The organism is Krasilnikovia cinnamomea, from assembly GCF_004217545.1.
Taxonomy (GTDB): Bacteria; Actinomycetota; Actinomycetes; order Mycobacteriales; family Micromonosporaceae; genus Actinoplanes; species Actinoplanes cinnamomeus.
The window spans coordinates 116,801-143,629 of record NZ_SHKY01000001.1; the positions used below are offsets into that span (position 1 = coordinate 116,801).

General features: G+C 73.9%; 21 protein-coding genes. 12 read left to right on the forward strand and 9 right to left on the reverse strand.

The window, feature by feature from the left end; all coding sequences use genetic code 11:
* Positions 1-63 precede the first annotated feature (63 nt).
* On the forward strand, positions 64-585 hold the full coding sequence (locus EV385_RS00460; RefSeq protein ID WP_130507637.1) for a hypothetical protein: 522 nt from the start codon (positions 64-66) through the stop codon (positions 583-585).
* Between the two features lie 264 nt (positions 586-849).
* Here EV385_RS00460 and EV385_RS00465 read toward each other — a convergent pair whose 3' ends face one another.
* The 6 genes from EV385_RS00465 to EV385_RS00490 all read right to left on the reverse strand — a co-directional run bounded on the left by EV385_RS00465 (position 850) and on the right by EV385_RS00490 (position 7,795).
* Positions 850-1,290, reverse strand: coding sequence for a PRC-barrel domain-containing protein (locus EV385_RS00465; RefSeq protein ID WP_130507638.1), 441 nt, complete (start codon positions 1,288-1,290; stop codon positions 850-852).
* 121 nt (positions 1,291-1,411) lie between these two features.
* On the reverse strand, positions 1,412-2,278 hold the full coding sequence (locus tag EV385_RS00470; protein WP_242624618.1) for an SWIM zinc finger family protein: 867 nt from the start codon (positions 2,276-2,278) through the stop codon (positions 1,412-1,414).
* Positions 2,271-5,369 carry a DEAD/DEAH box helicase gene (locus EV385_RS00475; protein ID WP_130512972.1) on the reverse strand — a complete coding sequence of 1,033 codons (3,099 nt, stop codon included), beginning with the start codon at positions 5,367-5,369 and terminating at the stop codon, positions 2,271-2,273. The genes EV385_RS00470 and EV385_RS00475 overlap by 8 nt, the downstream gene beginning before the upstream one ends.
* 8 nt (positions 5,370-5,377) lie before the next feature.
* On the reverse strand, positions 5,378-5,827 hold the full coding sequence (locus tag EV385_RS00480) for a DUF5990 family protein (RefSeq protein ID WP_165449341.1): 450 nt from the start codon (positions 5,825-5,827) through the stop codon (positions 5,378-5,380).
* A gap of 92 nt (positions 5,828-5,919) precedes the next feature.
* Positions 5,920-7,200 (reverse strand): cytochrome P450, encoded by a 1,281-nt coding sequence (locus EV385_RS00485; RefSeq protein ID WP_130507639.1) that lies wholly within the window; start codon positions 7,198-7,200, stop codon positions 5,920-5,922.
* 16 nt (positions 7,201-7,216) lie between these two features.
* Positions 7,217-7,795, reverse strand: a complete 579-nt coding sequence (locus tag EV385_RS00490) for a TetR/AcrR family transcriptional regulator (protein WP_165449342.1) — start codon at positions 7,793-7,795, stop codon at positions 7,217-7,219.
* A gap of 168 nt (positions 7,796-7,963) precedes the next feature.
* Here EV385_RS00490 and EV385_RS00495 point away from each other — a divergent pair, with 168 nt between their 5' ends.
* Positions 7,964-8,710 (forward strand): DUF3626 domain-containing protein, encoded by a 747-nt coding sequence (locus tag EV385_RS00495; RefSeq protein ID WP_242625211.1) that lies wholly within the window; start codon positions 7,964-7,966, stop codon positions 8,708-8,710.
* A gap of 39 nt (positions 8,711-8,749) precedes the next feature.
* Here EV385_RS00495 and EV385_RS00500 read toward each other — a convergent pair whose 3' ends face one another.
* On the reverse strand, positions 8,750-9,100 hold the full coding sequence (locus tag EV385_RS00500; RefSeq protein ID WP_130507642.1) for an STAS domain-containing protein: 351 nt from the start codon (positions 9,098-9,100) through the stop codon (positions 8,750-8,752).
* 1,009 nt (positions 9,101-10,109) lie between these two features.
* On the opposite strand from EV385_RS00500, the gene EV385_RS00505 reads away from it, so the two are divergent.
* The 5 genes from EV385_RS00505 (at position 10,110) to EV385_RS00520 (ending at position 18,021) form a co-directional block, all read left to right on the forward strand.
* Complete coding sequence (locus EV385_RS00505) at positions 10,110-11,225, forward strand: glycosyltransferase family 2 protein (RefSeq protein WP_130507643.1); 1,116 nt, start codon at positions 10,110-10,112, stop codon at positions 11,223-11,225.
* Between the two features lie 54 nt (positions 11,226-11,279).
* Entirely contained in the window at positions 11,280-12,257 is a 978-nt protein-coding gene (locus EV385_RS00510; RefSeq protein ID WP_165449343.1) for a glycosyltransferase family 2 protein, read from the forward strand.
* Complete coding sequence (locus tag EV385_RS00515) at positions 12,254-13,633, forward strand: glycosyltransferase family 2 protein (protein WP_242624620.1); 1,380 nt, start codon at positions 12,254-12,256, stop codon at positions 13,631-13,633. The genes EV385_RS00510 and EV385_RS00515 overlap by 4 nt, the downstream gene beginning before the upstream one ends.
* Before the next feature lie 207 nt (positions 13,634-13,840).
* Complete coding sequence (locus tag EV385_RS33685) at positions 13,841-17,065, forward strand: hypothetical protein (RefSeq protein ID WP_165449344.1); 3,225 nt, start codon at positions 13,841-13,843, stop codon at positions 17,063-17,065.
* Positions 17,062-18,021: a DUF1616 domain-containing protein gene (locus tag EV385_RS00520; protein ID WP_165449345.1), complete on the forward strand. Its 960-nt coding sequence runs from the start codon at positions 17,062-17,064 to the stop codon at positions 18,019-18,021. Before EV385_RS33685 ends, EV385_RS00520 begins: the two co-directional genes overlap by 4 nt.
* On the opposite strand, the gene EV385_RS00525 is transcribed toward EV385_RS00520, so the two are convergent.
* Both EV385_RS00525 and EV385_RS00530 read right to left on the reverse strand, forming a co-directional pair.
* Positions 18,018-19,064, reverse strand: a complete 1,047-nt coding sequence (locus EV385_RS00525) for a glycoside hydrolase family 26 protein (RefSeq protein ID WP_130507646.1) — start codon at positions 19,062-19,064, stop codon at positions 18,018-18,020. The genes EV385_RS00520 and EV385_RS00525 overlap by 4 nt on opposite strands.
* Positions 19,061-19,873 (reverse strand): polysaccharide deacetylase family protein, encoded by an 813-nt coding sequence (locus EV385_RS00530; protein WP_130507647.1) that lies wholly within the window; start codon positions 19,871-19,873, stop codon positions 19,061-19,063. Before EV385_RS00530 ends, EV385_RS00525 begins: the two co-directional genes overlap by 4 nt.
* A gap of 302 nt (positions 19,874-20,175) precedes the next feature.
* Here EV385_RS00530 and EV385_RS00535 point away from each other — a divergent pair, with 302 nt between their 5' ends.
* The 5 genes from EV385_RS00535 to EV385_RS00555 all read left to right on the forward strand — a co-directional run bounded on the left by EV385_RS00535 (position 20,176) and on the right by EV385_RS00555 (position 26,811).
* Entirely contained in the window at positions 20,176-20,427 is a 252-nt protein-coding gene (locus tag EV385_RS00535) for a hypothetical protein (protein WP_130507648.1), read from the forward strand.
* A gap of 66 nt (positions 20,428-20,493) precedes the next feature.
* Entirely contained in the window at positions 20,494-21,144 is a 651-nt protein-coding gene (locus EV385_RS00540) for a hypothetical protein (RefSeq protein ID WP_130507649.1), read from the forward strand.
* Between the two features lie 45 nt (positions 21,145-21,189).
* Positions 21,190-21,867: a nucleoside/nucleotide kinase family protein gene (locus EV385_RS00545; RefSeq protein WP_130507650.1), complete on the forward strand. Its 678-nt coding sequence runs from the start codon at positions 21,190-21,192 to the stop codon at positions 21,865-21,867.
* 97 nt (positions 21,868-21,964) lie between these two features.
* Positions 21,965-23,146: a metallophosphoesterase gene (locus EV385_RS00550; protein WP_242624621.1), complete on the forward strand. Its 1,182-nt coding sequence runs from the start codon at positions 21,965-21,967 to the stop codon at positions 23,144-23,146.
* A 137-nt stretch (positions 23,147-23,283) separates the two neighbouring features.
* A complete protein-coding gene (locus EV385_RS00555) occupies positions 23,284-26,811 on the forward strand; it encodes an ABC transporter ATP-binding protein/permease (RefSeq protein ID WP_130507651.1) in 3,528 nt (1,175 codons plus the stop codon).
* The last annotated feature ends 18 nt before the right edge of the window (positions 26,812-26,829 follow it).

A 26,829-nucleotide genomic window follows, 5' to 3' on the forward strand; every position in this document is an offset into this window, starting at 1 on the left:
ATTTCTGTTTGATGACCGGCAATCTGCGGAAACGGAGCCGATCGCGGCCATATGGTCTGGGATATGAAGGCGCTTCTGAACTCCCTGACCGAGGCTGAGCTGGCGCTGGTCCGCGAAACCGAGCGCGAGCAGATCATCAACGCCGACGAGGACGCCCTGGTGCAGTTGCACGAGCGGATCCGCCGGGCCCGGAACAAGTACGTGGGCCTGTACCGCCGCGAGGCCAGCTCCCGCGTCGCCGAGTTCGGCGGACGGGGCAAGGCCCGGCCGAAGAACACGCGCAACGCGGAGAAGGCAGAGGTCTTCGAGGACGCCTTGGCCCGGGTCAGCCGGCAACTGGCGGCCGCCGCCCGGCGCAGCGCGCAGCTGCTGCGCACCGAACGCCTGGCCGCCGCCCGGCAGGCGCGCAACATGGCGCCGCCGACGGCGTCCCGGCGCCCGGCCGCGACCCGCCCGGCCGGGCCCGCCAAGCGTGCGGCGACCCCGAAGCGTGCGTCTCCCGCAGCCGGTCAGGCCGCCCGCAAGCGGCAGGCGGCCAGCGCCGCCTCGGGGGCACGGCGGCAGGCCCAGCGCGACAGCGCGTGACGGCGGGCCCAGCGCGACAGCGCGTGACGGCAGGCCCGGCGCGACAGCCGTGACGGCGGGCCCGGCGCGACAGCCGTGACGGCGGGCCCGGCGCGACAGCCGTGACGGCGGGCGGCGACCACTCGTATACCTCCCTGTCCGGCGAGCGGTTGCTGCTGCGCGGCTTCCTGCTCCGCACCGTCCGGGCCGCCGACGCGTGGCGACCGGCCATCACCGGCACACGCCGCCGGCCCCCACGGGGGCCGGCGGCGGTGTTTCGCGCGCTCACCTCGGCGGTGCGTCGCGGTAGCTGCCGACGTAGTAGTCGCCCACCTGCTCGCGGTACTCCGGGGTGCTGAAGGTGTCCTTGTCGTACTCAGGAGAGCTCTTGATCTGTTCCTTGGTGCGGTCGACGTAGACCTTGCGGTCCTCGTGGTCGACCCGCTGCACCGTGCCGGCGGGCAACAGCACCTTCCGTCCGAAGATCCACGGGCCGGTGTCCACGACCAGCAGGGCGCTGCCGACGTCGTAGCTGGCCTCGTCGATCGAGCCGATCCGGCCATCGAGGGCCTCGACGTGGTAGCCGGTGAGATCCAGGCTGGCCTGCTGGTCCGCGCGGAGGTCGCTGGTCGGTCCGGCGTCGGGCGTGCGTGCGCCCGCGTCGGAGTAGCCGCCAAGCAGAGCGGGATCGCGCCAGTTCCAAGGGTTGAACGTGAACGGTTGCATCACGGCCTCCTCACACTTCGATGAATGCGCCGTAGCCGTCGACTACCCTGCTGCCGCGATCCCAACCCTCCAGGCGGGCCGGAGCGTCACCCTCCACAGTGGGCCGGGCCGAAAGGCGCGGTCAGTGACCGAGGGTGTGGCCGGGCGGTTGGCCGTACGCATGGCGAATTTCCGCGGGGTCGGTCCCCAGCGCCCGGTACGCGCCGCGCAGCACGTCGGTGAGGGTACGACCGCCGGATCCGAGCGCGGGGGCGTCGAACTCGTCCAGCAGCGCGTCCGGCCGCCCACCGGCCAGCGGCGCCGTACCCAGCCACACCTCTCCGGTGCCCGCCCAGCCCGGACCGGAGGGCGACGGTTCGGTGGTCGCGGGCGGGCCACCGGCGCCCCAGAAGTCCGCGAGGTCGCCGAGGTCGCCGTCGTCCGGCGGCTCGGCGGGGGGCTCGGGATCGGCGTGGGCGGCGGCACCGCGCAACTGCCGCAGCCGCTCCAGCAACTCGTCGCGGCCGCGCCCGCGCCAGGCGAACGCGCCGAACGGATCCGTGTCCAGCGAGTCCGCCAGCGCGTAGCAGGTCGCGGCGAGGTGCACGCACGGCATCGGCCACCGTTCGCACGTGCAGTCCATCGCCACCTCGTCCAGCGCCAGCGGCAGCAGGCTCAGCCCGGCCCCGGCGAACACCGCCGCGACGTCGTCGGGCATGCGCCCCGCGAACAGGTCCGCGACGTAGCGGGTCTGGGTCGCCAGCTCGTCCTCGACGCGGGCCCACTCGGCGGCGCCGAAGGCCCGCACCGCGATCCTGGCCCGGTGCGCGGTGGGCTCCTCGCCCGCGCGGACCTGCGCCACCACGAGGCTGCTGGAGATGGTGAGGCTGCGCACGTGCCCGGCGCGGGCGTCGCGGCGCCCCCGAGCGAACGTCGGGCCCATCCGCAGCGCCTCGACCATGGTGAGGAACGGCGCGGAGAAGCGTTGCCGGGAGCGGGGTTCAGTCACCGATCGCCTCCGGGTCCAGGGCCAGCAGGTCACGCAGCTCCGCAGTGGACAGTGCGGTGAGCCACCCCTCCCCCGTGCCGACGACCCGCTGGGCGAGGGTGCCCTTGTCGAGCAGGAGACGGTCGATGCGCTCCTCCAGCGTGCCGAGGCAGACGAGCGTGTGCACCTGGACGTCGCGGTCCTGTCCGATCCGGAACGCCCGGTCGGTCGCCTGCGCCTCGGTGGCCGGATTCCACCACCGGTCGACGTGCACGACGTGGTTGGCGGCGGTGAGGTTGAGGCCGGTGCCGCCCGCCTTCAGCGACAGCACGAGGATCCCCGGCCGCCGGTCGGCCTGGAAGTGGGCGACCAGCTCGTCGCGGGCGGCTCGCGGGGTGCCGCCGTGCAGGTAGCGCACCGGCACGCCGAAGCGGGCGGCGAGGTGCGGCGCCAGCATGGCTCCGAAGCGGGCGTACTGGGTGAAGCACAGGGCCCGTTCCCCGTCGGCGAGGACCCGGTCGAGGATCTCCTCCAGGCGTTCCAGCTTGCCGGAACGGCCGGGCAGCGGCGAGCCGTCGCCGAGCAGGTGGGCGGGATGGTTGCAGACCTGCTTGAGCTTGGTCATGGCGGCCAGCACGATGCCCTTGCGGCGCTTGTCGTGCGCCTCGGCGAGGCGGCCCAGCAGCTCATCCAGGACGGCCTGGTACAGGGTGGCCTGCTCGGGGGTGAGCCCGCACAGGTGCCGGACGTGCCGCTTGTCGGGCAGGTCGGACAGGACCGCCGGGTCGGTCTTGACCCGGCGCAGCAGGAACGGCCGGGTGGCCTGGCGCAGCCGGTCGGCGGCGCCGTCGTCGGCGTACCGCTCGATCGGCACCGCGAACCGGGCCCGGAAGGTGTGTGCGGGGCCGAGCATTCCGGGGTTGAGGAAGTCCAGGATGGACCAGAGTTCGGCCAGCCGGTTCTCCACCGGGGTGCCGGTGAGCGCGACCCGGGCCCGGGCCGGGATGCGCCGCACCGCCCGGGCGACCGCGCTGGCGCTGTTCTTGATGTGCTGCGCCTCGTCCAGCACGATCCGGTCCCAGGCCACGGCGGCGAGCGCGGCGGCGTCGCGGGTGGCGGTGGCGTACGTGGTCAGCACCACGTCGCACCCGTCGGCCAGGTGTGCCGGGTCGGGCCGGTCGGCGCCGTGCAGCACCCGCACGACCAGCCCGGGGGCGAACCGGGCCGCCTCGCGCTGCCAGTTGCCCAGTACGGACAGCGGGCAGATCAGCAGGGTGGGGCCTGTCCCGGCGTGCAGCAGCAGGGCCAGCAACTGGACGGTCTTGCCGAGTCCCATGTCGTCGGCGAGGCAGGCACCCAGGCCCAGGCGGTCGAGGAACGCCAGCCAGGACAACCCCCGCCGCTGGTACGGCCGCAGCTCGCCGACCAGTGCGGCGGGCGCCTCGACGAGCTCCAGCCGCTGTTCGGCCTCGCCGCCGAGCAGGTCGGCCAGCCACCCCGTGCCGCCGGTGGCGGTGACCGGCAGCGGCAGTTCCTCGGGCGGCAGCAGCCGGACCAGGCGCAGCGCGTCCCCGGCGGTCATCGTGCCGCCGCCGCGCCGCAGGAAGGTCAGTCCGGCCCGCAGGTGCTGCGCGTCCAGGTGGACCCAGCGGCCGCGCAGCCGTACCAGCGGCACCTTGGCCCGGGCCAGGTCTGCTAGTTCGTCCTCGGTCAGGGTGCGGCCTCCGAGCGCCAGCCCCCACCGGTACTCGACGATGGTGGCGAGGTCGACCGCGTCGTCGCGCAGCACCGGGCTGATCTGGTCGGGCGTGCGCACCTGCAGCGACAGGCCGAGACCGTGCGGTTCCCGCCACCAGGCGGGCACCAGCACCCCGAACCCGGCCTGCTCCAGCACGGGCGCGGCGGAGAGGAACCGGTACGCACCCGGCGTGTCGAGGATCAGCTCGGTGGGCCGCGCCGCGTCCAGGGCCGGGTCTAGCTCGGGCAGCAGCCGGGCCGCCCGGCCCAGGCCGGCCAGCAGCCGTTCCTGCGGGTGGTGCGTCCAGCGGCGCAACGGGGCCGTGCGGTCACGCCACACCTCGGCGGCCGGTACGAGCGCGCTGGGCTCGTCGCGGGCCTGCAGGAGGAACTCCAGCAGCCAGCGGTCCGTGCCGGCGGTGTCCGGGTCGGGCAGGGTGTCCGGGTCGGGCAGGTGGGACAGCCGGAAGCAGACCCGCACGGCGGTGCCGCTGGTGGCCTGGGCGTGCCAGTCGTCCAGTGCCGCGGTGAGCCGGTCGAGCTCGTCGGGTGGCGCGTCGAACTCGGGGTCACCGGTCAGCGCGGCCAGCCACGGCGCGCCGGCGGGCCCGCACCCGGCCAGCCGCCGCCGGACGTCGGAGTCGACGAGTCGCCCCAGCGCGGCGTGCAGCGTGTCGGCGGCCGGCAGCCCCGCCACCTCGCCGGGCCGGACCCGCTCGGCGCGGCAGGCGGGTGGCATGCGGCGCAACAGGTCGGCGTGCCGGGCCGTGTCGGCACCGGCGAGCACCGGCCGCCAGCGGGCGCGCGGCCGGGCTCCGTCGGCGATCACCGCGGGCAGGACCCGCCCCCGGGTCACCAGGTCGGCGGCGAACGTGGTGAGCTCGGCCAGCCAGGTCAGCGACGGGGCGGGGCGGGCGCCGAGCGCGTCGGCCAGGTCGTCCGGCACGGCGGGCACGGTCACGGCGTGCACCGCCCACGGGCGCAGCCGCGCAGTCCCCCGGCGCGGTGGCAGGCCGAGCTGCGGCGAGGGCAGGGGTCCGGCCCCGGTCGAGGGCAGCAGCAGGGTCACCGGCCGGGTCGGACCGGTCGGGGGCATGTCCGGCACCGGGCCGCCGCCGGGGACCGGCCCGGGGTCCACGGCGAACGGGTGTGGCGGGCTGGCGCCCCGCGCCCGCCGCGCCCGGCCGTGCGACACGGATCGGGATCCGGTGGGTCGGCCGTCGGCGGGTGGCGGCACCACCTCGGGGCCGGTGTCGTTTCCCGCGCCGGGTTCGGTGCCGATGATGCCGGCCTCCGCCCACACGCCGAGACTGCCGTCACGCGCGACGAAGCCGTGCACCACCCGCACGGCGTCCGGGTCGTGGCCGTGCGCCATCGGGTCCGTCACGACTCGGCCAGCCGCCAGGTGATGTCCGGCGGGCGGACCCGGGCACAGCGCGGCCCGCCCGCCGGATCGGTGAGGCCCAGACGCCCCGCGAGCACCCCGGCACCGGCGTGCGCGGCGCGCAGCAGCGCACCGGGAACGTCGCCGAACATCAGCTTGGCGCGGCGGAACATGGCGAACTCGTCGCCGTCGACTCCGCCCCAGCTCAGGTACAGGAAGCGGGCGCCGGGCCGCCCGTGGACGTACGGGCCGGAGACGTCGAGCAGGCCGTCGACCTCGCGGGTGGCGACGTCGAGCTCCCAGCTCGCCGAGGCGGCGTCGGCGCGCACCCGCGCCACCACCTCGGCGCGGCGCTGCAGGCCGACGTGCACATTGCCCAGGCGCAGGGCGGCCGCCTCGGCACCGCCGCCGCGGCCGGGCAGGTCGACGCCTTCGATCCGGACGAGCACTCCCCGACTCTAGGCACCACCTCCGACAGTCCTGCCGGCGCTCGACGGGTCCGCCCGGAATGTCGGGCGGACCGGGATCACGACGCCCCGGTTCAGGCGCTCAGGCCGTGGTCCACGCGGCGGGCGGGGGCCGAGGTGCGTACCGGCAGGTGCAGCGGGCCGCGGACGACGCTGGAGGCGCGGCGGCGCAGCGGGCCGTTGCGGCGCAGGCCGGGCAGGCGCTCGGCGAGGCGCCGCAGCGCGATGGTCGCCTCCAGCCGCGCCAGCGGCGCGCCCACGCAGTAGTGGATGCCGCTGGAGAACGCCAGGTGGTCGGCGGTCTGCTCGCGGTGGATGTCGAAGCGGTCCGGCTCACGCCACACCTCGGGGTCGCGGTTCGCGGCGCCGAGCAGGGTCACCACGAACTTGCCCTTGGCGACCGTGCGGCCTTCCAGCTCGACGTCCTGCTGCGCGCACCGGGCCGTGCGCTGCACGGGCGGGTCCCAGCGCAGGGTCTCCTCGATGGCCGGGCCGGCCAGCCCGGCCGGGTCGGCGCACAGGTCGGCCCACTGCCGCGGGTGCCCCAGCAGCGCGTGCACCGCGTTGCCGATCAGGTTGACCGTGGTCTCGAAGCCCGCGACCAGCAGCAGCGAGCACATCGGCAGCATCTCGCCGGGCTGGATCTGGTCGCCCTCGGCGGCGACGATCCGGCTGATCACGTCGTCGGCGGGCTCCCGCCGGCGCAACGCGAACAGGCTCTCGAACAGTGCGCGCAGCTCGTCGTTGGCGGCCTTGAGCCGGGCGGCGTGGCGCAGGGAGTGGATGCCCTCCAGGGCGCTGCCGATGACGGCGCCGTACCGGGTGAACCGGTCCGCGTCGGCGTCGGGCACCCCGAGCAGGTCGGTGATGACCGCGATCGGCAGCGGGGCCGCGAACGCGGAGACCAGGTCGAAGTCGTCCCCGGCCCGGTCGAGCAGCTCGTCGACGCGGGCTTCGACGCGGGGGCGGTAGCCGGCCATCTGCCGGGGGCTGAACGCGGGTTGGGCGAGGCGGCGCAGCCGGGTGTGGTCGGGCGGGTCCCGGTCGAGGAACGACATGTCGAACTCGTCGCCGGGTGCGGTCACGGTCAGCTCGGTGGCGTTGACGCCGAAGCGCCGGTCGCGCAGCACCGTGCCGCAGACGGAATGGCTGACGGTGACCCAGTTGCCCAGCCGCGTCGGGGCGAGCGGACCGGCCTGGCGCATCCCGTCGTACACGGCGTACGGGTTCTCCCGCCCGGCCCGCAGGTGCAGCAGCGACATCGGGTCGCGGCGTACGTATCCGTGGTAGGCGAATTCGAGGCGGCGGCGGTAGAGAGCGGCGGCGAAGGCGGCGGTGCGACGCAGGTCGGCCATGTGCGGGGCCCTTTCGTCAGGGTGCGCCCAGTCCCCGGGTGTAGGTGTCCACCACGAGGTCGGGGGCGGAGCGGGGGGCGAGGTGTCCGGAGTAGACGGATTCGGCGGCGACGTACACGAGGGAGTAGAAGGTCTGCAGCAGCCAGTGGTCGGCGACCTCGGCGCGCAGCAGACCCCGGTCGCGGGCCCGCTTGAGGACGGTGAGGGCCTGCGGCTCGACGCTCTTCCACCGCCGGCCGATGTCCTCGGCGTGGTCGAAGATCGGGTTGCGCCACAGGAACGCGAGGTGCGGGCCCACCGCGATCATCGCCTCGGCGAGCGCGCGCAGCCCGCCGTCGGGGGCGTCGGCGGCGCGCACGGCCGTACCGATCCGCTGCTCCCACAGGTCGATGGCCCGGTGGCCGACCGCGCGCAGCAGGTCGTCGCGGGTGGCGTAGTGCTTGTGCAGGGTGGTGCGGCCGATGCCGGCCGCCTCGGCGACCTCGGCGAGCGACGCGGCGGGGTCGGCGACGAGGACTTCGACCGCGACGTCGAGCAGGGCGGCCGCGGTGGCCAGACGTACGGCGGAGCGCCGCCGAGCCACGCGAACACTCATGTTCACAACGGTACAGACGTGTTCAGCCGAACTCCATACGTGGACCGATGCGGATCGTGGTACATGTGCCCGGTGCGATCCGGACGGGACGGCGAGGAACCGTGGCAGCGGGCGCTGCGCCACGTCGCGGCCCGGTCCCGCGGAGCGCCGGTGGACCCGGCGCTGCGGATCACGCTGAACTTCCATCCGGATCGCCTCGTGGGCGGCACCCCGATCCTGGCGGCCCTCGCGGCCGACGGTACGTACGTCTCCCAATTCGTCACCGGCACCAGCAACGGCGGGCTGACCGCCTATCCGGGTGGCGACCGGTGGCGCTGGGAGAGCCGCATCTTCGGCGGCGCCTATGACGCCGCTCCCGCCCACCTACGACCCGTCTACGGTGCACTGAACGTCCGGCGTAGCCCGGTGGGCGCCGCACCCCGCTTCGGATCGGCGCACCTGCGCCTGACCGGGGCGGCCGTGTCCCGGGCCACGTTCTGTTATCCGGACAGCCATCTGGAGCCGACGGCCTTCGCGGTGGCGGACCGGATGTCGCTGATCGAGCTGGCCGCCGCCGACTGGCCGGACCGGCTGGACGACTACATCGAGGCCCAGGTGCACCAGCCCGTCCGGCTCGACGGTGACGTCGAGGCGCTCGTCCTGGATCCGAGTTACCGGGGCACCGACGTCGAGGCCGCCGCCGCGCGGCTGCCCTGCCCTTTGGAGTGGCATCACGGCTTTCACCTCACCGTGGCGGAGCTGCGGCGCCATCCCGGCTATCGCGGTCGGAAGTACGTCGAGCTGGGCGCCGAACTCGCGGCGGACGACCGGCTGACCCCGCGCGTGATCGGCGACGCCGCGCGCACCGGCCGCTACGACGGCCAGGACCTCAAGAAGGTCTGGCACTACCTGGCCCGGTTCGGCGCGCCGCGCTAACCGCGCGACGGCGGGGATCGCCGGGCGCACCGTACGGCGTCAGCCGGGGTGGGCCTGCGACGCCCAGGGGGTGCCGGGCAGGCCGAAGACCTCCGCGAGCCCGGTGACCCGCAACTGGCGGTGGACGAATTCGCTCGGGTTGCGCAGCGTGAACCGGGCACCCACCTCGCGCGCCGCGTTCGCCCCGGTGACCAGCGCGCCCACCCCTATCGAGTCCATGAAGGTGACGAAGGTCAGGTCGACGATCATGCTGACCGGGCGCTCACCGTGCAGAGTAGCCAGCAGGGTGGCCCGCAACGCGTCGACCGTGGCGGCGTCCAGCGAGCCCCGCACGTCGACGACGATCGCCCCGTCGGCCTGCCGGCGTGTCGTCATCACGGCCTCGCCCATCGCGACCTCCGCCCTGGCGACCTGCCCGTGCGATCACGGTACAACGGTGCCGTTGTAGTCCGCAGGCTGCCGCCCATTCGGGTACGGGCGACGGACAACGAATGCGGCTGGCCGCGTTGAGTCCGAACTGGGCGGTCGGGCGCGCCGGCCGCGCAAGCGCGGCGGATCCGGGCGGCGGATCCGGGAAGTGTGGGCATGACGGAGCCTGTCCTCGTGGGACGGGCCCCGCCATGGACGGCACCGCGGCTGCTGCCCGGCCGGGGATGACGGCGGGCGCCGGGAACCGGAGTGTGTGCGGTGACGCTAGGCCAGCGGAAAGGTGCGACGCCGCGCGGCCCGCCGGGGCGTGATCCGGATCATGCGGCCCGGCGCCACCAGCGGGGAGGGCGGAAGCGGGCGCAGCGGTCCGCCCCGCAGAACGTGCAGTCGGTCCCCCTGCGGTGATGCTCGTGAGCGCGACGCTGATGGCCGCAGACACACAGCGCGTCCTGCCGGTTCACCGGGTTACCCAAGGTGTTGGTTCGCACACTCTCTGACTCCAGGCGGGCCAATGGGTCACCGGATCAACCTATCCATCTCTCTGTAGGTGACGGGCGTTGACGGCCCCTGCAACCGTCCTGCACCCGCAGCAACACCCTCTGTAATGAACGCCCCGCGTGATGGGTTTCACACGGAGGAATCCGACATTATTTTTTTGTCTTTTAACAACCACGACTGTAGGGGAATATCGGTTATGTCCGAATTGCCCTTTGCAATGCCTTCGTGGCATCCCGCGTCCGCTACTGGATGTGACGGATGAGTGCTTATGGCCACCATTGTTGCCCGAGAGCATACCCCCTGCTCATCCGGTTGGCGGCGGCAGCCCGCGCCGATGGGGTCACGCTGTCCCTTTGGTTAGTTGACGCTACGTAGCGGGTTGCTAGATTTGGCAGCAGTGACAAGTCGCCTGCGTTTTCACCACCGAAAGCGCCTGATTCGACCGCATCTGCCGCCCCGGAAAGGGACCGACATGCAGCTTTCCTCCAGCTCGGGCAACACGCCTCGTAACGGAGATTCATCACCGAAGGTAAGCGTCGTCATTCCTACCCTCAACGAGGAACGGAACCTGCCGCACGTCTTCGGGAAGTTGCCGGAGGGCGTGGACGAGGTGATCGTGGTCGATGGCGGGTCCGTGGACCGCACCGTCGAGGTGGCCCGGGAACTGCGCCCGGACGTCGTGGTGGTACAGCAGACCCGTACCGGCAAGGGCAACGCACTCGCGTGCGGCTTCGCGGCCTGCACCGGCGACATCATCGTGATGATCGATGCGGACGGCTCGACCGACCCGGCTGAGATCCCACTCTTCGTGGCCGAGCTGGTCGGCGGCGCCGAATTCGTGAAGGGTTCGCGCTTCGCCAAGGGCGGCCACAGCCACGACATCACCCGGCTGCGCAAGCTGGGCAACGACGGCCTCAACCTCGTGGTAAATGTCCTTTTCGGAACGAAGTTCACCGACTTGTGCTACGGCTACAACGCGTTCTGGCGCCGGGTCGTCCCGGTGCTGGACCTGCCGGACGTCAACCTGCCCCGCCCGGCCGACGGCAGCAAGCTGTGGGGCGACGGCTTCGAGATCGAGACGATGATCAACATCCGGGCCGCGGTGGACGGCATGAAGGTCGGCGAGGTCGGCAGCATCGAGCACGAGCGCATCCACGGCGAGACCAACCTCAACACCTTCCGCGACGGCTTCCGGGTGCTGCGGACCATCTTCAGCGAGTACGGCCGTGCCCGCGGCCAGCACAAGGCCCGCCACCGCGGCACCGCCGCCCAGATCCCGGCCCAGCAGGTCCCGGCCCAGCAGGTCCCGGTGGAGCAGGTCCAGACCGAGCAGGTTGCGGCCGAGCAGGTTGCGGCCGAGCAGGTCCAGGCCGACGGCGCCACCACCGCCACGACCGAGACCACCTCCGCCCGCATCCCGGCGCAGACCAGCCTCGAGCAGATCGTGAACCGGCCGGCGACGCCGGGCCGCAACCGCTCGGAGAGCCGTCCGCACGTGGCGCGCATCAACCGTGGCACCCGCGAGGTCGGCACCCGCCGTACGGATGACATCAACGCCCGGCGGGCCCGCGCGACGCTCGAGGACTGATCCCTCACCGCGCCCCTGCCCCCCGGTCCCGCCGCCTGTCGAGGAGCTCTTCGCGTGGAGAACCCCACCTTCCGCCCTGCCGTCAGCATCGTCATCCCGACCCACAGCGAGAAGCGCTGGTCGATGCTTGTCCGGACCGTCGCGTCCGCCAGGTCCCAGGACTACCCGGCCGCCGAGGTGGTCGTCGTCGTCGACCACAACCCGGAGCTGTACCGCCGGGCCCGGCGTGACCTGCCCGGCGTGACCGTGCTGGAGAACCTGTACGCCCAGGGCGTCTCGGGCAACCGGAACACCGGCGCGTTCCACACCAACACGCCGCTGATCGCGTTCCTCGACGACGACGTGGTCGCCGCGACCGACTGGCTGCGCAAGCTCGTGGCGCCCTTCGCCGACCCGGCCGTGGTCGGCGCGGGCGGTGGGATCAACCCGGCGTGGGAGACCACCCGGCCCCGGTGGATGCCGGACGAGTTCCTCTGGGCTGTCGGCGGTTCGTACACCGGCATGCCGACCGCCACGGCGCCCATCCGCAACGTCTGGTCGGCCAGCATGGTGGTGCGCCGGGAGACGTTCATGGCGGTCGGCGGCTTCCGTACCGGCTTCGGGAAGAAGGGCAACCAGGCGCGTCCCGAGGACACCGAGCTGTGCCTGCGGATGAGCGCCCACGCCGGTGGCGGCTGGATGTACGTCCCGGACGCCGTGATCCGGCACGAGGTGCCCGCCCAGGCGTCCACGTTCAGCTTCTTCCTGCGCCGCTGCTACGCCGAGGGGCGCGGCAAGGTGCAGATGGCGGGCCTGCTGGATGGTTCGGAGAGCCTCGGCGCCGAGCGTGACTACCTGTGGTCCCTGCCCAAGGCGGTGGTCCGCAACCTCGCCGCCGCGAGCCGGGGCCGGGGCGTCGCGCACGCCCTGCGCGCCGGCAGCGTGGTCGCCGGAGTGGCCGCCGCGGGCTGGGGCGGGGCGGTGGAGACCGTCGCCAGCCGCCGCGCGGCGCGGCGCCCGGCCCCCGTCGCCGCCGCCGAGGCGGCCCAGTGACCGCCGGAGTGAATGGCAAGGTACGGGTGCCCGCGCCACGCGCCGACGAGGTCCTGACCCGGCCCGCGATCGAGCACACTGGTGAGGTGCTACCCGCCGCCGTGTACGACGTCGACCTGTCCGACCCGCTGCCCACCGTGGGCGCCGTGGGCGAGGACGGGCGGCGCATCGCCAAGACGTGGTTCCTGGTCCGCTTGTTCACCGAGCCGATCGGTACGCTGCTGCTCGACGTACCCGAAGCGGGCCTGCGCCCCGGGGAGCTGGCCGCCGCGATCGACGCCGAGCTGGGCGCGAGCCTGCGGCCGCGGCTGGCCGAGTTCGGCCTGGAGGCCCTGCCGGTCGACGGGATCACCCCGGAGACCGAGCCCGCCTTCCTGGCCCGCCGCCGCGAGGTGCTGGCGGACGCCCCACCGATCACCGTGGTGATCTGCACCCGGGAACGCCCCGGCGCGCTCGCCCGCTGCCTGGACAGCCTGATCACCCAGAACTACCCGGACTTCCGGGTGCTGGTGGTCGACAACGCGCCCGAGACCGACGCGACCGCCGAGGTGGTCCGCTCCGCGGCCCGGCGCGGCCCGGTCGACTACCTGCTGGAGCCGAAGGCGGGGCTGTCGTTCGCCCGCAACGCCGCGGTCGCGGCCGCGCCGGGCGAGATCCTCGCCTGGATCGACGACGACGAGTACGCCGACCCCAACTGGCTGGCCGAGGTGGCCCGGGCACTGGCCGAGCACCCCGAGGCGGACGTCGTCTCCGGCGTGATCGTCCCGGCCGAGCTGGAGACCCAGGCGCAGCTGTGGTTCGAGCAGTTCGGCGGCCACAGCAAGGGCCGCGGCTTCAAGCCGGACGTGTTCAGCCCGGCCACCGCGCACCGGCAGAGCCCGCTGTACCCGCTGCCCCCGTTCGGCACGGGCGCGAACATGACGTTCCGGGCGGGCGTCATCGAGCGGATCGGCGGGTTCGACACCGCGCTGGGCGCCGGCACCCCCGCGATGGGCTCGGAGGACACCCTCGCCTTCACCCAGGTACTGGTCGACGGCGGCACGATCGTCTACCAGCCCACGGCGGTCACCCATCACTACCACCGGCGCGACCTCGCGGGCCTGGAGAAGCAGATGGTCGGGTACGGCGCGGGGCTCACCGCGGCGTACACGAGCCTGCTGATGCACCGGCCCGGCCTGCTGTGGCCGCTGCTCAAGCTGGTACCGAGCGCGCTGCGCGACCTCACCGGCAGCGACAGCCTGCGGGTCTCCACGCTGCAGGACGACTTCCCACGGGAGCTGCTCAAGGCGAACCGGCGCGGCATGATCGCCGGGCCCCGGGCGTACCTGAAGGGTCGTCGCGCGGCCAAGGCCAAGAACCGGAAGGCCGGCCGCTGAGCGCGTGACTCCTCCGTTCGCCGGGAAGTTCCCCCGAAAAGGGGCATTCCCGGCGGGCCGGACTCGTATCACGCTGATGGTCGGCCATCAGCTCATGGGCGCGGCCCGGCCGGACTGCTCGTTTCCGGCCGGATCGGGGACCATGGTGTGTCGGGCCGTACGGCCCGCGCCCCGCCGTCCCGGTCCACGCCTCACGGGGATAACCGCATGCCGATAGCGCGCCCACCCGAGCCGCCGCCCGAAGGCGGCGCCTCTCCGCACCATGCCGTCGCACCCGGCGACGGGCCGGAACCCGGCAACGACCAGGCGAAGGAGCGCCCGACCGGCGTGATGCAGTCCATCCAACAGTTCGAGTCCCCCGAAGACGCGGAGGCGCAGCGCGCGGCGGACCAGCGCTCGGCGCAACGGTCAGACGAGCGCGAGAGCGACAAACCGGACACTGCCCCAGGTGCCGCCCAGGTGCGTGCGGACGCCGCCGGAGGTGCCGCCCCGGCGCAGGCGGACGCCGCCCGAGGCACCGCTCAGGTGCAGCCCGACCGCGCCCGCGGCACCGCGCGGGTGCAGGCGGGCTCCGCGGGGGCGGACATCCAGACCACGACCGGGGTGCCGAAGACCCCGATCCCCGCGCCACCCGGCCTCACGCTGGGCACGCCCGGCTTCCCGCCGCGCAAGCCCGCCGGCCCGGCCAGGGGTACGGCGGGCTCCACCGAGACGCCGGCCGCCGGGGCCGCGCCGACCGGGACGCCCAAACCTGCCGGACCGGCCGCAGCGCCCAAGCCCCCTACCCCGGCCGCAGCGCCCCACCCCGCCGGACAGCCGGCAGCGCCCAAGCCGCCTACTCAGGCCGCAGCCGCCCAGACCCCAGCGCCCAAGCCGCCAACCCAGGCCGCAGCCGCCCAGACCCCAGCGCCCAAGCCGCCAACCCAGGCCGCAGCCGCCCAGACCCCAGCGCCCAAGCCGCCAACCCAGGCCGCAGCCGCCCAGACCCCAGCGCCCAAGCCGCCAACCCAGGCCGCAGCCGCCCAGACCCCAGCGCCCAAGCCGCCAACTCAGGCCGCAGCCGCCCAGACCCCAGCCCAGAGCGCAGCAGCCCCGAGCGCAGCAGCCCAGGCGCCAGCCGCCAGGCCGCCCGCACAGGCCGGCTCCGCCCAGGTGCCCGCGCCCGCGCAGGCCGGCTCCGCCCGGGTGCCCGCGCCCGCGCCGGCACCCGCACCACCGGCCCAACCGCCGGCCCAGGCCGGGAAGCTCGAGCCGGTCCGGGCCGACGCGGAGGTCGTCGAGAAGGCCCGGCCCGCAGTTGACGGGGCCGCGAGGCTTGCCGAGCCCGGCCCGGCGACCGAAAAGGCAGGGGTGACGGCAGAGCAACCGGCGAGCGCCGAGGCACAGGGAAGGGCCCGGGTCCAGCCCAGGGCCCGCGGTGCCGCCGTCGTGCCCGGGGCCGGTCAGGACAACCCGACCCTGCCGCCGCCGACCGTCGCCGGGCCCCCGGTGGAGCTGCGGCCGACGCAGATCCCGGTCGTGCCGGGACGCCCGGGCGCGACGCGTCCGGCACCCGCGCCCGCCCCGGACCCGGCCCGGCCGCCGAAGCCCGCCCGCGCCCGCCGTCAGCCGCTGGACCTGGGCCACGCGCCGCTGGTGCTGGTGCTGTCCAGCCTCGGGGTGCTGCTGGTCGCGTTCGCGTACCAGGGTGGCCGCAACGGCGCCCAGAGCGCCATGACGGCGTACTGGATCGGGCAGGTGGTGGTCTTCACCCCGGTCGTGGTGCGGCTGCTCAGCCGCCGCATGGCCGGGGTCGGCGAGTCGTTCCTGCTGGTCATGGGGCTGGCCGTCAACCAGTACCTGTTGAAGTGGATGTACAGCCCGGACCAGTTCCGCTTCCCGGACGAGTTGCAGCACTGGCTGGCCACGACGATCCTGATGCAGACCGGCGAGCTGTTCCAGCCGAACACGGCGCTGCCGCCCGCCGTCCACTTCCCCGGCCTGGCGGAGATGGCCGCCGCGCTGTCCAGCATGACCGGCGTGCCGGTCACCGCGTCCGGGGTGGTCGTCGCCGGGGTCGCGCACCTGGTCTTCGTGGGCGTGCTGTTCGTGACCGCGCTGCGGGCCAGCAACTCCCCCGCCGTGGCCGGTGTCGCCTGCGCGCTGTACGCCACCGCGATGCACTACCTGTTCTTCAACTCGATGTTCCTGTACCAGACCGCGGCGCTGCCGTTCTTCATGCTGACGATCTGGGCGACCCGCCGCTGGCTGGCCGAGGGCGGACGGCCGTTCGCGATGATCGCGGTCGGGTCCATCGTGGCGACCACGGTCAGCCACCACGTGACGGCGTTCGCGCTGGTCGCCACGCTGACCCTGCTGGCCGTGGCCCAGCTGGTCGCCGAGCGGCCGCGCCGCTGGGCGGCCCTGGTCATGCCCGTGGTGGCCCTCGCGGTCGTCGCGGGGTGGATCCTGTTCGTCGCCACCGACGTGATCGCCTACCTGGAAGCCCCGATCAACCAGGTGATCACGACGGTCAACCAGTTGATCAACAACGAGACCACGCCGGAGAAGGCCTCGGCGGCGGTGTCCGTGGGGCAGTTGGTGGTGCAGGGTGCCGGGCTGCTCGGACTGTTCGTGCTCTACCTGGCCTGCGTCCGGGACATGATCCACCGGCATGACCGGGACGCCTGGCGCTGGGCCGCCGTGGTGGGCAGCTTCCTGTTCTTCGCGGGCAACGGCATCCGCTTCCTCGGCCAGAACGGGCCGGAGATCTCCGGGCGGCTGCAGACGTTCACGTACATCCCGATCGCGATCCTGGTCGCCATCGCGCTGGTACGCGGCGTGCAGATCATCCCGATGCGCGACGCCGCCGGTCATCGGTGGCGGGCCGCGGCCCCGACGTTCGACTATCCCGCGCCGGTGGGCTGGCCGTGGTTCACCCGCGTCGCGGCCGGTTCGGCGCTGATCACCCTGCTCATGATCGGTGCCCGGGCGGGCGGCTGGCCGCCGCTGGTGTCGCTGCTGCCCGGGCCGTACCTGCCGGGCGGCTTCGAGCGGTCCGTCGACGCGTACGGGATCGCGGCCGCGAACTTCCAACGGGAGACGCTCGGACCGGGTAACCGCGTCGGTGGCGACGTCACGTCGGTGTCACTGGCCTCGACGTACGGCCGCCAGGACCCGGTCCGCGAGGTGGGCCCGCTGTTCTACGCCGACCAGTGGGGCCTGGCCGAGGACGATCTCGTGACCCGGGTGCACCTCGAATACCTGGTGGTCGACCAGCGGCTGACCACCCGGCTGCCGGTCAGCGACGCCTACTTCGAGAACGACCCGCGCGCCGGGCAGATCACCGCCCCGCTGACGGCGGCGCAGATCGGCAAGTTCGACACCCTGACCGAGGTCGGCCGGGTGTACGACAACGGCACCGTCCGCATCTACCACATGGGGGCACAGTGAAGCCGAAACTGGCGATTCTGCTGGCCGTGGTGACGGTCGCGGCGGCCGCCGCGGTGCTGTTCGGCTCGCAGCCGCTCATGATCGCCGGCGGGGTGCTGCTGGCGCTGCTGCTGCCGGGCGCGGCGCTGACCGGGGCGCTGCTGCGTGGCCGCGACCTGAGCGGGGTGGAGCGTACGGTGCTGACCTCCGCGCTCAGCCTCGGCGTACTCATCCTGGGCGGCCTGGTGATCCACGTCCTCGGCTTCTCCCTGGGCCGGACGTCCTGGACCGTCGCGACCGCCGGCGTGACCCTGGTGGCGCTGGTGCCCGCCGGCCTGCCGGACCGGTGGGTGAGCGCCCTGCACCGCCTGGTCAGCAAGCTGTGGGATGAGGAGGAGGACGAACCGGAGCCGGAGCCGGCCGACGCCGTGGCGCCGCCGGTGGCGGTCGCCGCCGGCGCGCCGACGGTCGGCGCACCCACCGTCGCGGCCCCGACGCCCGTGCTGACCGAGGACCAGGTCTCCACCATGCTGCTGCCGAGGGTCGTCGACGACGGGCCGTCCGCCGACGCCACGGACGCCGCGGGGCCGCGCCGGTTGGCGTGGCAGCTGCTGCCGCTGGTCCTCGTGCTGGCCGTGCTGGGCGGGGCGAGCTGGCTGTCCTACAGCAGCTCGCACAGCAGCTACGAGACGACGGTCACCGCGCTGTCGGCGGGCGAGCCGGGGCCGGTCACCGCCTCGGGCAACCGGCTCGTGCCGGTCACGGCCACGGGGCTGGTCCCCGAGTACGGGCCGTACACGCTGGCCGTGGTCGGGCCCACGGGCAAGACCGCCGAGCAGCGGACCATCCCGGTGAGCGGGGACGGCACGTGGCGCGCCGACATCAGCATGCCGGGCCGCCAGCGGATGACCGTGAACCTGCTGCGCGCGGGCGAGACCTCCCCGTACCGCACGCTGTACATCGCGGCGGCGCGCTAGCCGCTGAAGCGGGGCCCCGTGGCCATCTCGCGGTACGCGGCCAGCGACTGCGGGTCGGTGTCGACGCGCCACTTCTCGTCGTAGCCGGGATGGGTGTCCGTGTCGAACCAGACCACGGCGCCCACCCCGGGGCGGTCCTGCACCCACTGATCGAACACGGTGATCCAGTCGGCCTTGGTGCGCCCGCCCCGGTCCACCGCGCCGACCTCGGTGACGACGATCGGCTTCTTCGCGGCGTACAGCTGGTAGATGCCGTCGAACAGCGCCTCGGGGGATTCCCGGTGCAGGTTGTAGCCGGAGACGCCGACCCAGTCGACGTACGCGTCGCCCGGGTAGTAGGACTGCGGGGTGTTCCAGGCGGCGGTGGGGCTGGAGTTCCAGTTGGGACTCCACACCCAGGAGGCGTTGCGCACCCCGGCGTCCCGGAAGATCTTGTGGATCCGGCGCCATGACTTGACGTAGCCCTCTGAGTGACCGCCGTTCTTGGCGCCGCCCCACTCGAACCAGCCGCCGTTCATCTCCCAGGCGAAGCGCAGCATGACCGGCTTGCCGTACCGGGCCACGCGGCGGGCCGCGCGGGCGATCAGCGCGTCCGAGGCGCCGCTGGTGATGTCGGCGTACTTCGTGCCGGCCCAGGAGATCATCGGGACGGTCCGGGCGGGCAGCTCCGGGGCCGCGCTCAGCAGAATGTCGGTCCAGTCGTAGAACAGGTTCACGATCCGCTGGTCCCGGCCGAGCTGCTGGCGGCGCAGGCGCAGGCTCTGCTCCAGCGTCTTGCCCTTGAGCCCGACGTACGAGCCGAGCATCGCCTTGCCCGCGACGAACGGGACCGGCCCGCCGCCGTCGGTGACGACCCGCAGCGCCGGCGCCGAGGTGGGCGGCTGCGACGACACGGCCGGAGCCGGGGCGGCGCCCGCGCCGGGCGCATCCGGCGACCGGGCCCCGCGTACCGCGAGGGTCACCGCCGGCACGGCGGCCAGGGCGCCCAGGCCCAGCACCCGGCGGCGGGTCAGCCAGGGCGACGGGCGGTGCGCGGCGCTCACGTCAGGTTCCGGCCGGTGCTGCGCGCCGCGCGGCGCACCAGGCGCCACGCGGGCTGGGCGAGCCGCTTGGCCTGCGGCAGCAGCGCGCTGCCGCCGCCACGGACGAGGGCCACCAGGTCGGCGCCGGTGTGGTCGGGGGTCGGCTGCAACCGGGGTACGGCGAAGCGCCGCTCGTTGGGCCGGTGCAGTCGCCGCCCCACCTCGGTGGCGTTGTCGTGCCCGGCGGCCTCGACGACGTCGCGTACCCGGCGGCCGTTGTAGCCGTGCGGGTAGGCGAAGCTGCGCACCTTGAGCTGCAGCCGCTGCTCCAGCTCGCCGTGGCTGCGCACGACCTCCTCGCGCAGTTGCGCGGGCGGCAGCACGTCGAGGGGGTGGTGTACGAGGCTGTGGTTGCCGATCTCGATCCCGGCGGCCGCGACCTCGGCCAGTTCGTCCCAGGTCAGCATCGGGCCGAAGTCCGGCGACCAGCGGCCCAGCCAGTCGGCGTGCGCGCCCAGGTGGCCGACGGAGGCGTACAGGGTGGCGCGGGCGCCCGCGGCGGCCAGTGCCGGCACGGCCTCGGTGAGGAAGTCCCGGTAGCCGTCGTCGAAGGTGACCGCCAGCAGGTTGTCCGTGCAGCCGGAGTCCAGCAGGTCCAGCGCTTCCGTGAGGCCGACCAGGCGGTATCCCGCCGCGGAGAGCGCGGTGAGCTGTTCGGCGAGGCGTTCCGGGGGTACGGCGAGGTCCCGCATGGGCCCGGCCACCGCGGAAACGGAGTGGTACATGAGTGCCGGCATGGTCTTCCACGTCGGCGACGCCGTGACGGTCACTGCGGCTTCCTCCCCGATCGGCCGGTCACGACGACAATCGGCCGGTGCCTTGGCAAGCTTCGGGGTTGCGGAGATCCTTGGCAACCATCCCACCGGGCGTTTCTGACCACCCGTTTCCGCGATCCGCCCGGAATTCTGCTCTTTTGGGCGAAACGTCGGCTACGTGGCACGCGGAAGGCCCGGCGCGCCGCCGCTGTCGGCGAGTCGCACGGGGCGGCGGCCGGGCTCGGCCGAAAGTCATAGCCATCGTTCCCGCTGCGGAGGGAAGCGCCCGCCGGGGCCCCGGCGGGAGGCTGTCCGCCATGACAGAGCGACGCGTTCTCGACCCGCTGCGCCTGACCGAGGCGGCCGCGCAGGCCGCCGCGATCCTCGGGGTGGTGACGCTGCCCGCCGCGTGGCGGGTGCTGGACACCTCGGTCGTGGCCGCCCTGGCGGTGGTGTTGTTGCTGCTCACGGCAGGCACGTACGCGTTACACGCCGTGACATTCGACTGCTTCAGGCTCACAGGTCACCGGGATCGCAGGCAATTTTCTTACACACAGCGTGAGGACTGAACCGACGAGGCCATCGCGGCCGTACCCCGGGGCGACGACGCCAGGCACGACCCCGGGAGCGACAGGATGTACCGACTCATCCACCTCCACCCACACCACGGCATCCCGCGCATCGGTGTGGACCCCGACGGCTATTCCAGCGAAGAGGCGGCACTGCAGGCGTGCCGCGCCACCCCCGGTCCGTACTTCGGTGTCGGGCGTTTCGACACCGGCGGCCGCCTCGCCGAGGTGGTGATGGACGCGATCTGCGAGGCCCCCGGCGGGTGCCCCAGCGCGGCCATGGTGGTCGACGCCCACACCTTCCGGCGGCTCTGCGACGCCTGCGCGTACGGGCTGTCCACCCTGACCGTGGCCGAGCTCGCCGAGCGGCTCGGCGTCGCGGTACGCCCGGCACCGGTGCTGGCGACCTCCGGGCGGCACGCGGCACCCGAATCGGGATGCGCGGCCAGCACCCGGATCGCCCGCGAGTTCCCCACGCACGTCGCCGACCCGATCTGGCGCATGGAGCTGTGCGCGGAGCTGGCCCGTACCCCACCCGCGGTCAACGGGCTGATCATCGGGGTCGGTGCGCTGAGCCACCGCGACGTGCTGGACCTGTTCCCGGCGCTGTGTGCCCTGGGCACCCAGCTGCCGGTCGGCGTCCGCGCCGACCTGCGGCGATCAACGGTACGGCCGCTCTCGCCGGCTGGGGTGGCCGCGCTGCGCCTCGGCCTGTAGCCGCGTCGTGGCGCGCCGCGCGCGGCCGGTGACAGACTCTGGTGCGTGCTGACGTTCGCGGGGCTGGTGGAGCGGGCCCGCGCGCTCGCGGCCGATGGGCGCCGGGCGGTCCTCGGGATCACCGGCGCCCCGGCCGCCGGCAAATCCACGCTGGCCGGGGACCTGCTGGCCGCCCTGGCCCCGGCGCCGCCGCCCGGGCTGCCCGCGCACGGCTGGGTCGCGCACGTGCCGATGGACGGCTTCCACCTGGCCGACCGGGAGCTGGACCGGCTGGGCCTGCGCGAGCGCAAGGGTGCCCCGGAGACGTTCGACCCGCTCGGGTACGCGGCCCTGCTGCGCCGCCTGCGCGAGGACGCGGACGACATCGTCTACGCGCCCGGCTTCGAACGGGTCCTCGAACAACCGCTCGCGGGCGCCATCGCCGTGCCCCGCGGCGCCCGCCTGATCCTCACCGAGGGCAACTACCTGCTGCTCGACGACCCCCGCTGGGCGGCGGCCCGGCCGCTGTTCGACGAGGTGTGGTTCGTCGAACTGCCCGACGCCGAGCGGCTGCGCCGCCTGATCGCGCGGCACGTGCGGTTCGGCAAGGCCGAGGAGGCCGCGCTCGCCTGGGCCACCGGCACGGACGAGCGCAACGCCGCCCTGATCGCCGCGACCCGCGACCGTGCCGACCTGGTCGTCCCGGCCGGCCTGATGCGGCGGGTGGGCATGCCGCCGGACTGACCGGCGGTGTCGCGCAGACGGCGGCGTGACCGTCGTCGTAGCGGCGCCGCCCGGGCCGGGCAGGACGGTACCGGGCCCGGCGTGGCATCCTCGTAGCGTGTCGGTCGAGGAAGCGGTGCAGGCCGCGACGCCGCGACGCCGTGTCGCCCGCGCCATGCGGTTCGCGGCGACGATCACGGCGATCACTCTGCTGCTGTTCGGGGTCCCCTGGTGGACGCTGCTGCTGGCCGGCAACCACTGGCCCACGGCGGTCGTCACGGGCGGCACCGTGCTGTTCGTCGCGGCGCTGGTCAGCTTCCCGCCGCTGATGATGGCCGGGCACGGCCGCCACCTCGACTGGGCCGCCCGGGTGTCCGACACCGAACTCGGCGTGATCTGGGTTCTGTTCGCCTGGGCGGTGCTCGGCAACCTGCTGCGGCCGGTGCTGCAGCTGGCGGGCGTCGCCGACCCGCTGCGCTCGCGCCTGATCACCGTCGCCGTGGTCGGTGTCGCCCTGGTCCTGCTCGGCTGGGGGTACGTCGAGGCGATGCGGGTGCCCCGGGTGCGCCGCGTCGACGTGCGGCTGGACCGGCTCGGCCCGGCCCTGGACGGCCTGCGGGTGGTGCTTATCACCGACACCCACTACGGCCCGATCGACCGGGCCCGCTGGTCCGCCGGGGTCACCGAAGTGATCAACTCACTGGATCCGGACGTGGTGGCCCACACCGGCGACATCGCCGACGGGGAGGTGGCCGCGCGGCGCGCGCAGGCCGCCCCGCTGGCCGACGTCCGCGCCGCCCTCGCCCGGGTGTACGTCACCGGCAACCACGAGTACTTCAGCGGCGCCCAGCGGTGGGTGGAACACATGGCCACCCTGGGCTGGGAGGCCCTGCACAACCGGCACATCGTCGTCGAGCGCGGCGGCGATCGGCTGGTGCTGGCCGGGGTCGACGACCGGACGGCGGGCGGTTCCGGGGTGCCGGGCCACCACGCGGACCACGTGGCCGCCCTGGCCGGTACCGACCCGGCGCTGCCGGTGCTGCTGCTCGCCCATCAGCCCCAGCAGATCGGCGGGGCCGTGGCGCACGGCGTCGACCTGCAACTGTCCGGGCACACCCACGGCGGGCAGATCTGGCCCTTCCACTACCTGGTCCGCACGGACCAGCCCGTGCTGCAGGGGCTGAGCCAGCACGGCCCGCGCACGCAGCTCTACACCAGCCGTGGCACCGGCTTCTGGGGACCGCCGTTCCGCGTCTTCGCCCCGAGCGAGATCACCCTCATCACTCTGCGCCGCGCCTGATCACCCTGCGCCGCGCCTGATCGTCCGGGCGCCGCATGATCACCATCCTCATACCGCGCTGCAACGTAATTGGTTTGTCCGGCCATCGGACGCCCCGCAGGATGGAGGAACCGCCCCCCCGATCGTGAGGACCTCGCATGCGCCTGCTCCGCGACCTGTGGGCCACCGCCCCCCGCCGTACGGCGCTGGTGGCCGCGCTCATCGTGCTCGGCGCCACCGGCCAGGCGGGGGCCCTCGCCCTGGCGGGTCCCGTCCTGGTGAACCGCTCGGTGCCGCTGTTCGCGGTGCTGGCCGCCGCGCTGGTCACCGCCGTACTCACCGACCTGGCGATCGGGCTGATCGTGGCGCGGCTCACCGCGGACTGGACCGCCGCGGTCCGCCGTGGCCTGTGCCGGGTGGCCCTCGGGCAGGATCTGCCCACCCTGGAGAACACCCCGGTCGGTGAGCTGCTCGACCGCATCGACAGTGACGTCTACCAGGTCGGTGCGGAGCTTCGCGGGCCCGGCGTACGGATCGCCCAGTCCATGGCCGTCGCGACCCTGTCCATCGTCACCGCGTTCCTGGTGTGGTGGCCCGCCGCCATCGCGATGGTGCTGGTCTCCGGGCTGCTGGTCGCCACGATGAGCGGGCCGATCCGGAGCATCTCGCCGCTGCGCATCGCCGAGGAGGAGGCGTGGAGCGACCTCGCCGCGGTGATGGAGGAGGCGATCCACGGCCAGGACGACGTCCGCACCAGCCTCGCCGCCCCGTACGTGCGGCGGCTCTACGCCGAACGGGCCCGCGCGGTGCTGCGGCGCGGCCGCCGCGTGTGGCGCACCTCGGCGAAGGTGACCCTGAAGGCCGGCACGATCACCCGGGCCCTGATCGCCGTCCTCGTGGTGACCGGCGCGTGGGCGCTGACCACGGGGCACGTCGACGGCGCCCGGCTGACCGCCGTGTGGCTGCTGGCGCTGGGCTTCGGCGGCACCCTCGAACACGTCACCCGGATGGTGCCCGAGCTGCAGAACGCGCTCGGCGCGTGGAGCCGGGTGCAGATGCTGCGCGACGTGCCGCAGGAGCCCGCCGGCGGTGCCCCACCGGCCGACGGCGACCTGATCGTGCGCGACCTCACGTTCCGGTACGGCACCGACCCCGACCGGGCCCCGGCGCTGCGCGAGGTGAGCCTGTCGTTCACGCGGGGCCGCTCGTACGCGCTGATCGGGCGTACCGGCTCCGGCAAGTCCACCCTGGCGAAGGTGCTCACCCGTTCCGTCGAGGTGCCGCGCGGCACCGTGACGCTGGGCGGGGTCGACCTCAACGACATCGACATCGAACTGCTGCGCCGGTGGACCGCGATCGTCCCGCAGCGCACCGAGATCCTCGCCGGCACCCTCGCGGAGAACATCGCCCTGTTCGACCCGGAGCTGCTGCCCGGCGCCGGGCAGGCGCTGGCCGAGCTGGGCCTGACGAGCTGGGTGGAGGGCCTGCCCGAGGGCATCGACACCAAGCTCGGCGAGGGCGGCCACAAGCTGTCCGCCGGGCAGGAGCAGCTCGTCGCGTTCGCCCGGATCCTCGTCCGGGACCCGCACGTGGTCATCCTGGACGAGGCGACCGCCCGGATGGACCCGGTCACCGAGGGCTGGGTGCACCGGGCCACCGACCGGCTACTCACCGGCCGCATCGGTGTGATCGTGGCGCACCGGCTGTCCTCGGTGCGCCGCTGCGACGAGGTGGTCGTGCTGGCCGACGGCCGGGTGCTGGAGGCGGGCCCGCTGCGCTCCTCGCGGCGCTTCGCCGAGCTGCTGGCCGCCAGCCATGTCGCGGCGGGACCGGGCGAGGCGGCCCCGGGCGGGGTGCTGCTGGCCGAGCGCGACGACTGGGAGGGCTCCGCCGACACCGACGACCGCGACCCGGAGCACGCCAACGGCTCGGACGGCCGCGCCGCTGACGCGGGCGCGGTGCTCGCCGACGCGCCGCCGACGGCGCAGGCGCCGCCGCTGCCGGACCCGCCGCCCGCCCGGACGTTCCGGGAGATCGTGCGGCTGACCACCAACGACCCACGGTACGGCCTGGCCGCGGTCGCGCTCTTCGCCGTGCTGGTCCTGTTCGGGCTGGACGGCGCGATCCTGCCGCTGCTGTGGTCGCACGTCGTCGACGGCATCGGCGATCCGATGTGGCCCGCCCTGGCCATCGCGGCGGCCCTGCTGCTGACCACCCCGGCGCTGTACTACACCGGTGCGTGGTTCCCGGAGTGGTGGGTCCGGCAGATGCTGCGGATCAGCCTGCGGCTGGTGCACGGACAGGTCGGGCCGCGCCGGGTCAGCAAACACACCCCGGCCGAGGTGGTCGCGCAGGGCGGCGACACCGAGCGGGTCGTGATGCTCGCGGACAACGTCGTCGACAACGCCACCAGCCTCGTGATGATCGTGGCGATGACGTGGGCGTCCGGTTCGGTCGTACCGGCGCTGTTCTTCGGCGGCACGATGCTGCTGTCGGGGCTGGCGGCCACGTTGTTCGGGCCGCGGCTGGAGAAGGCGGCCCGGCGTACCGTCGCCGCCCGCGCCGCGTTCGCGACCGCGCTGGTCTCGTCACTGTCCGCGGCCCGCACGGTGAAGCTGGCCGGGGCGACCCGGCCGGTGCTGACCCACCTGGCCCGCCTCGACACCGATCGCAGCGTTCGGCAGCGCCGCGAGATCACCACCCAGGTGTGGGCCCGCTCCACGCCGTCGCTGGTCAGCGGGTTACTGCCGATCGCGGCGTGGGCGTTGTACCTGGCGGGTTCGCTGTCCGCCGCGGCGACGCTGATCGCGGTGGCCACCCTGGGCGCGGCCCGGTGGTTCGCGTGGACGACCGCGTCGCTGGTGTCGCAGCTGCCCTCGGCGCGGGTCTGGACCGCCCGTACGGTCGCCATGGCCGGCACGGCCGAGTACTCGGCCGCCGTGCCCGGGGTGGACATCTCGGCGGGCACGGCCCCGGCGCCGGCCACCGCGCCGCGCAACCCGCTGACCCGGCTGGAGCTGCAATCCTTCAGCGCCGTGCACGAGAACGGCACGGTCGGGGTGCACGACGTCGACCTGGCCGTCGAACGTGGCCAGTTGGTGCTGGTGCTCGGACCGGTCGGCTCGGGCAAGTCCTCGCTGCTGCGCGCGCTGGCCGGCATCGTGCACCACACCGGCACGCTGCGCTGGAACGGCCACCCGGTGGACGAGCCGGAGCTGTTCCTGCGGCCCAACCAGGTCGGCTACGTCGCCCAGCTGCCCCGGGTGCTGTCCGGCACGGTGGCGGACAACATCCAGCTCGGTCACCCGGTGGACGCCGCGGACGCGGTCTCCACCGCGCAGCTGGAACACGACCTGACCGCGGCCGGTGGCGGCCTGCAACTGCTCATCGGGCACAAGGGCACCCGGCTGTCGGGCGGGCAGTTGCAGCGGCTGGCGCTGGCCCGGGCGCTGGCGCCCCGTACGGAGCTGCTGATCGCGGACGACGTGTCGTCCGCGCTGGATGTCACGACGGAGCTGGAGCTGTGGCGGGCACTGCGCGGGCACGGGGTGACCGTGGTCGGCTCGACCTCCAAGCGGGCCGCGCTCAGCCAGGCGGACCGGGTGGTCGTGCTGAACGGCGGCCGCGCGGTGGCGCAGGGCACCTGGCAGGACCTCGAGGAGCAGTGGGGGCACCTGGCGGGCTGACCTGCCGCCTCGGCCGAA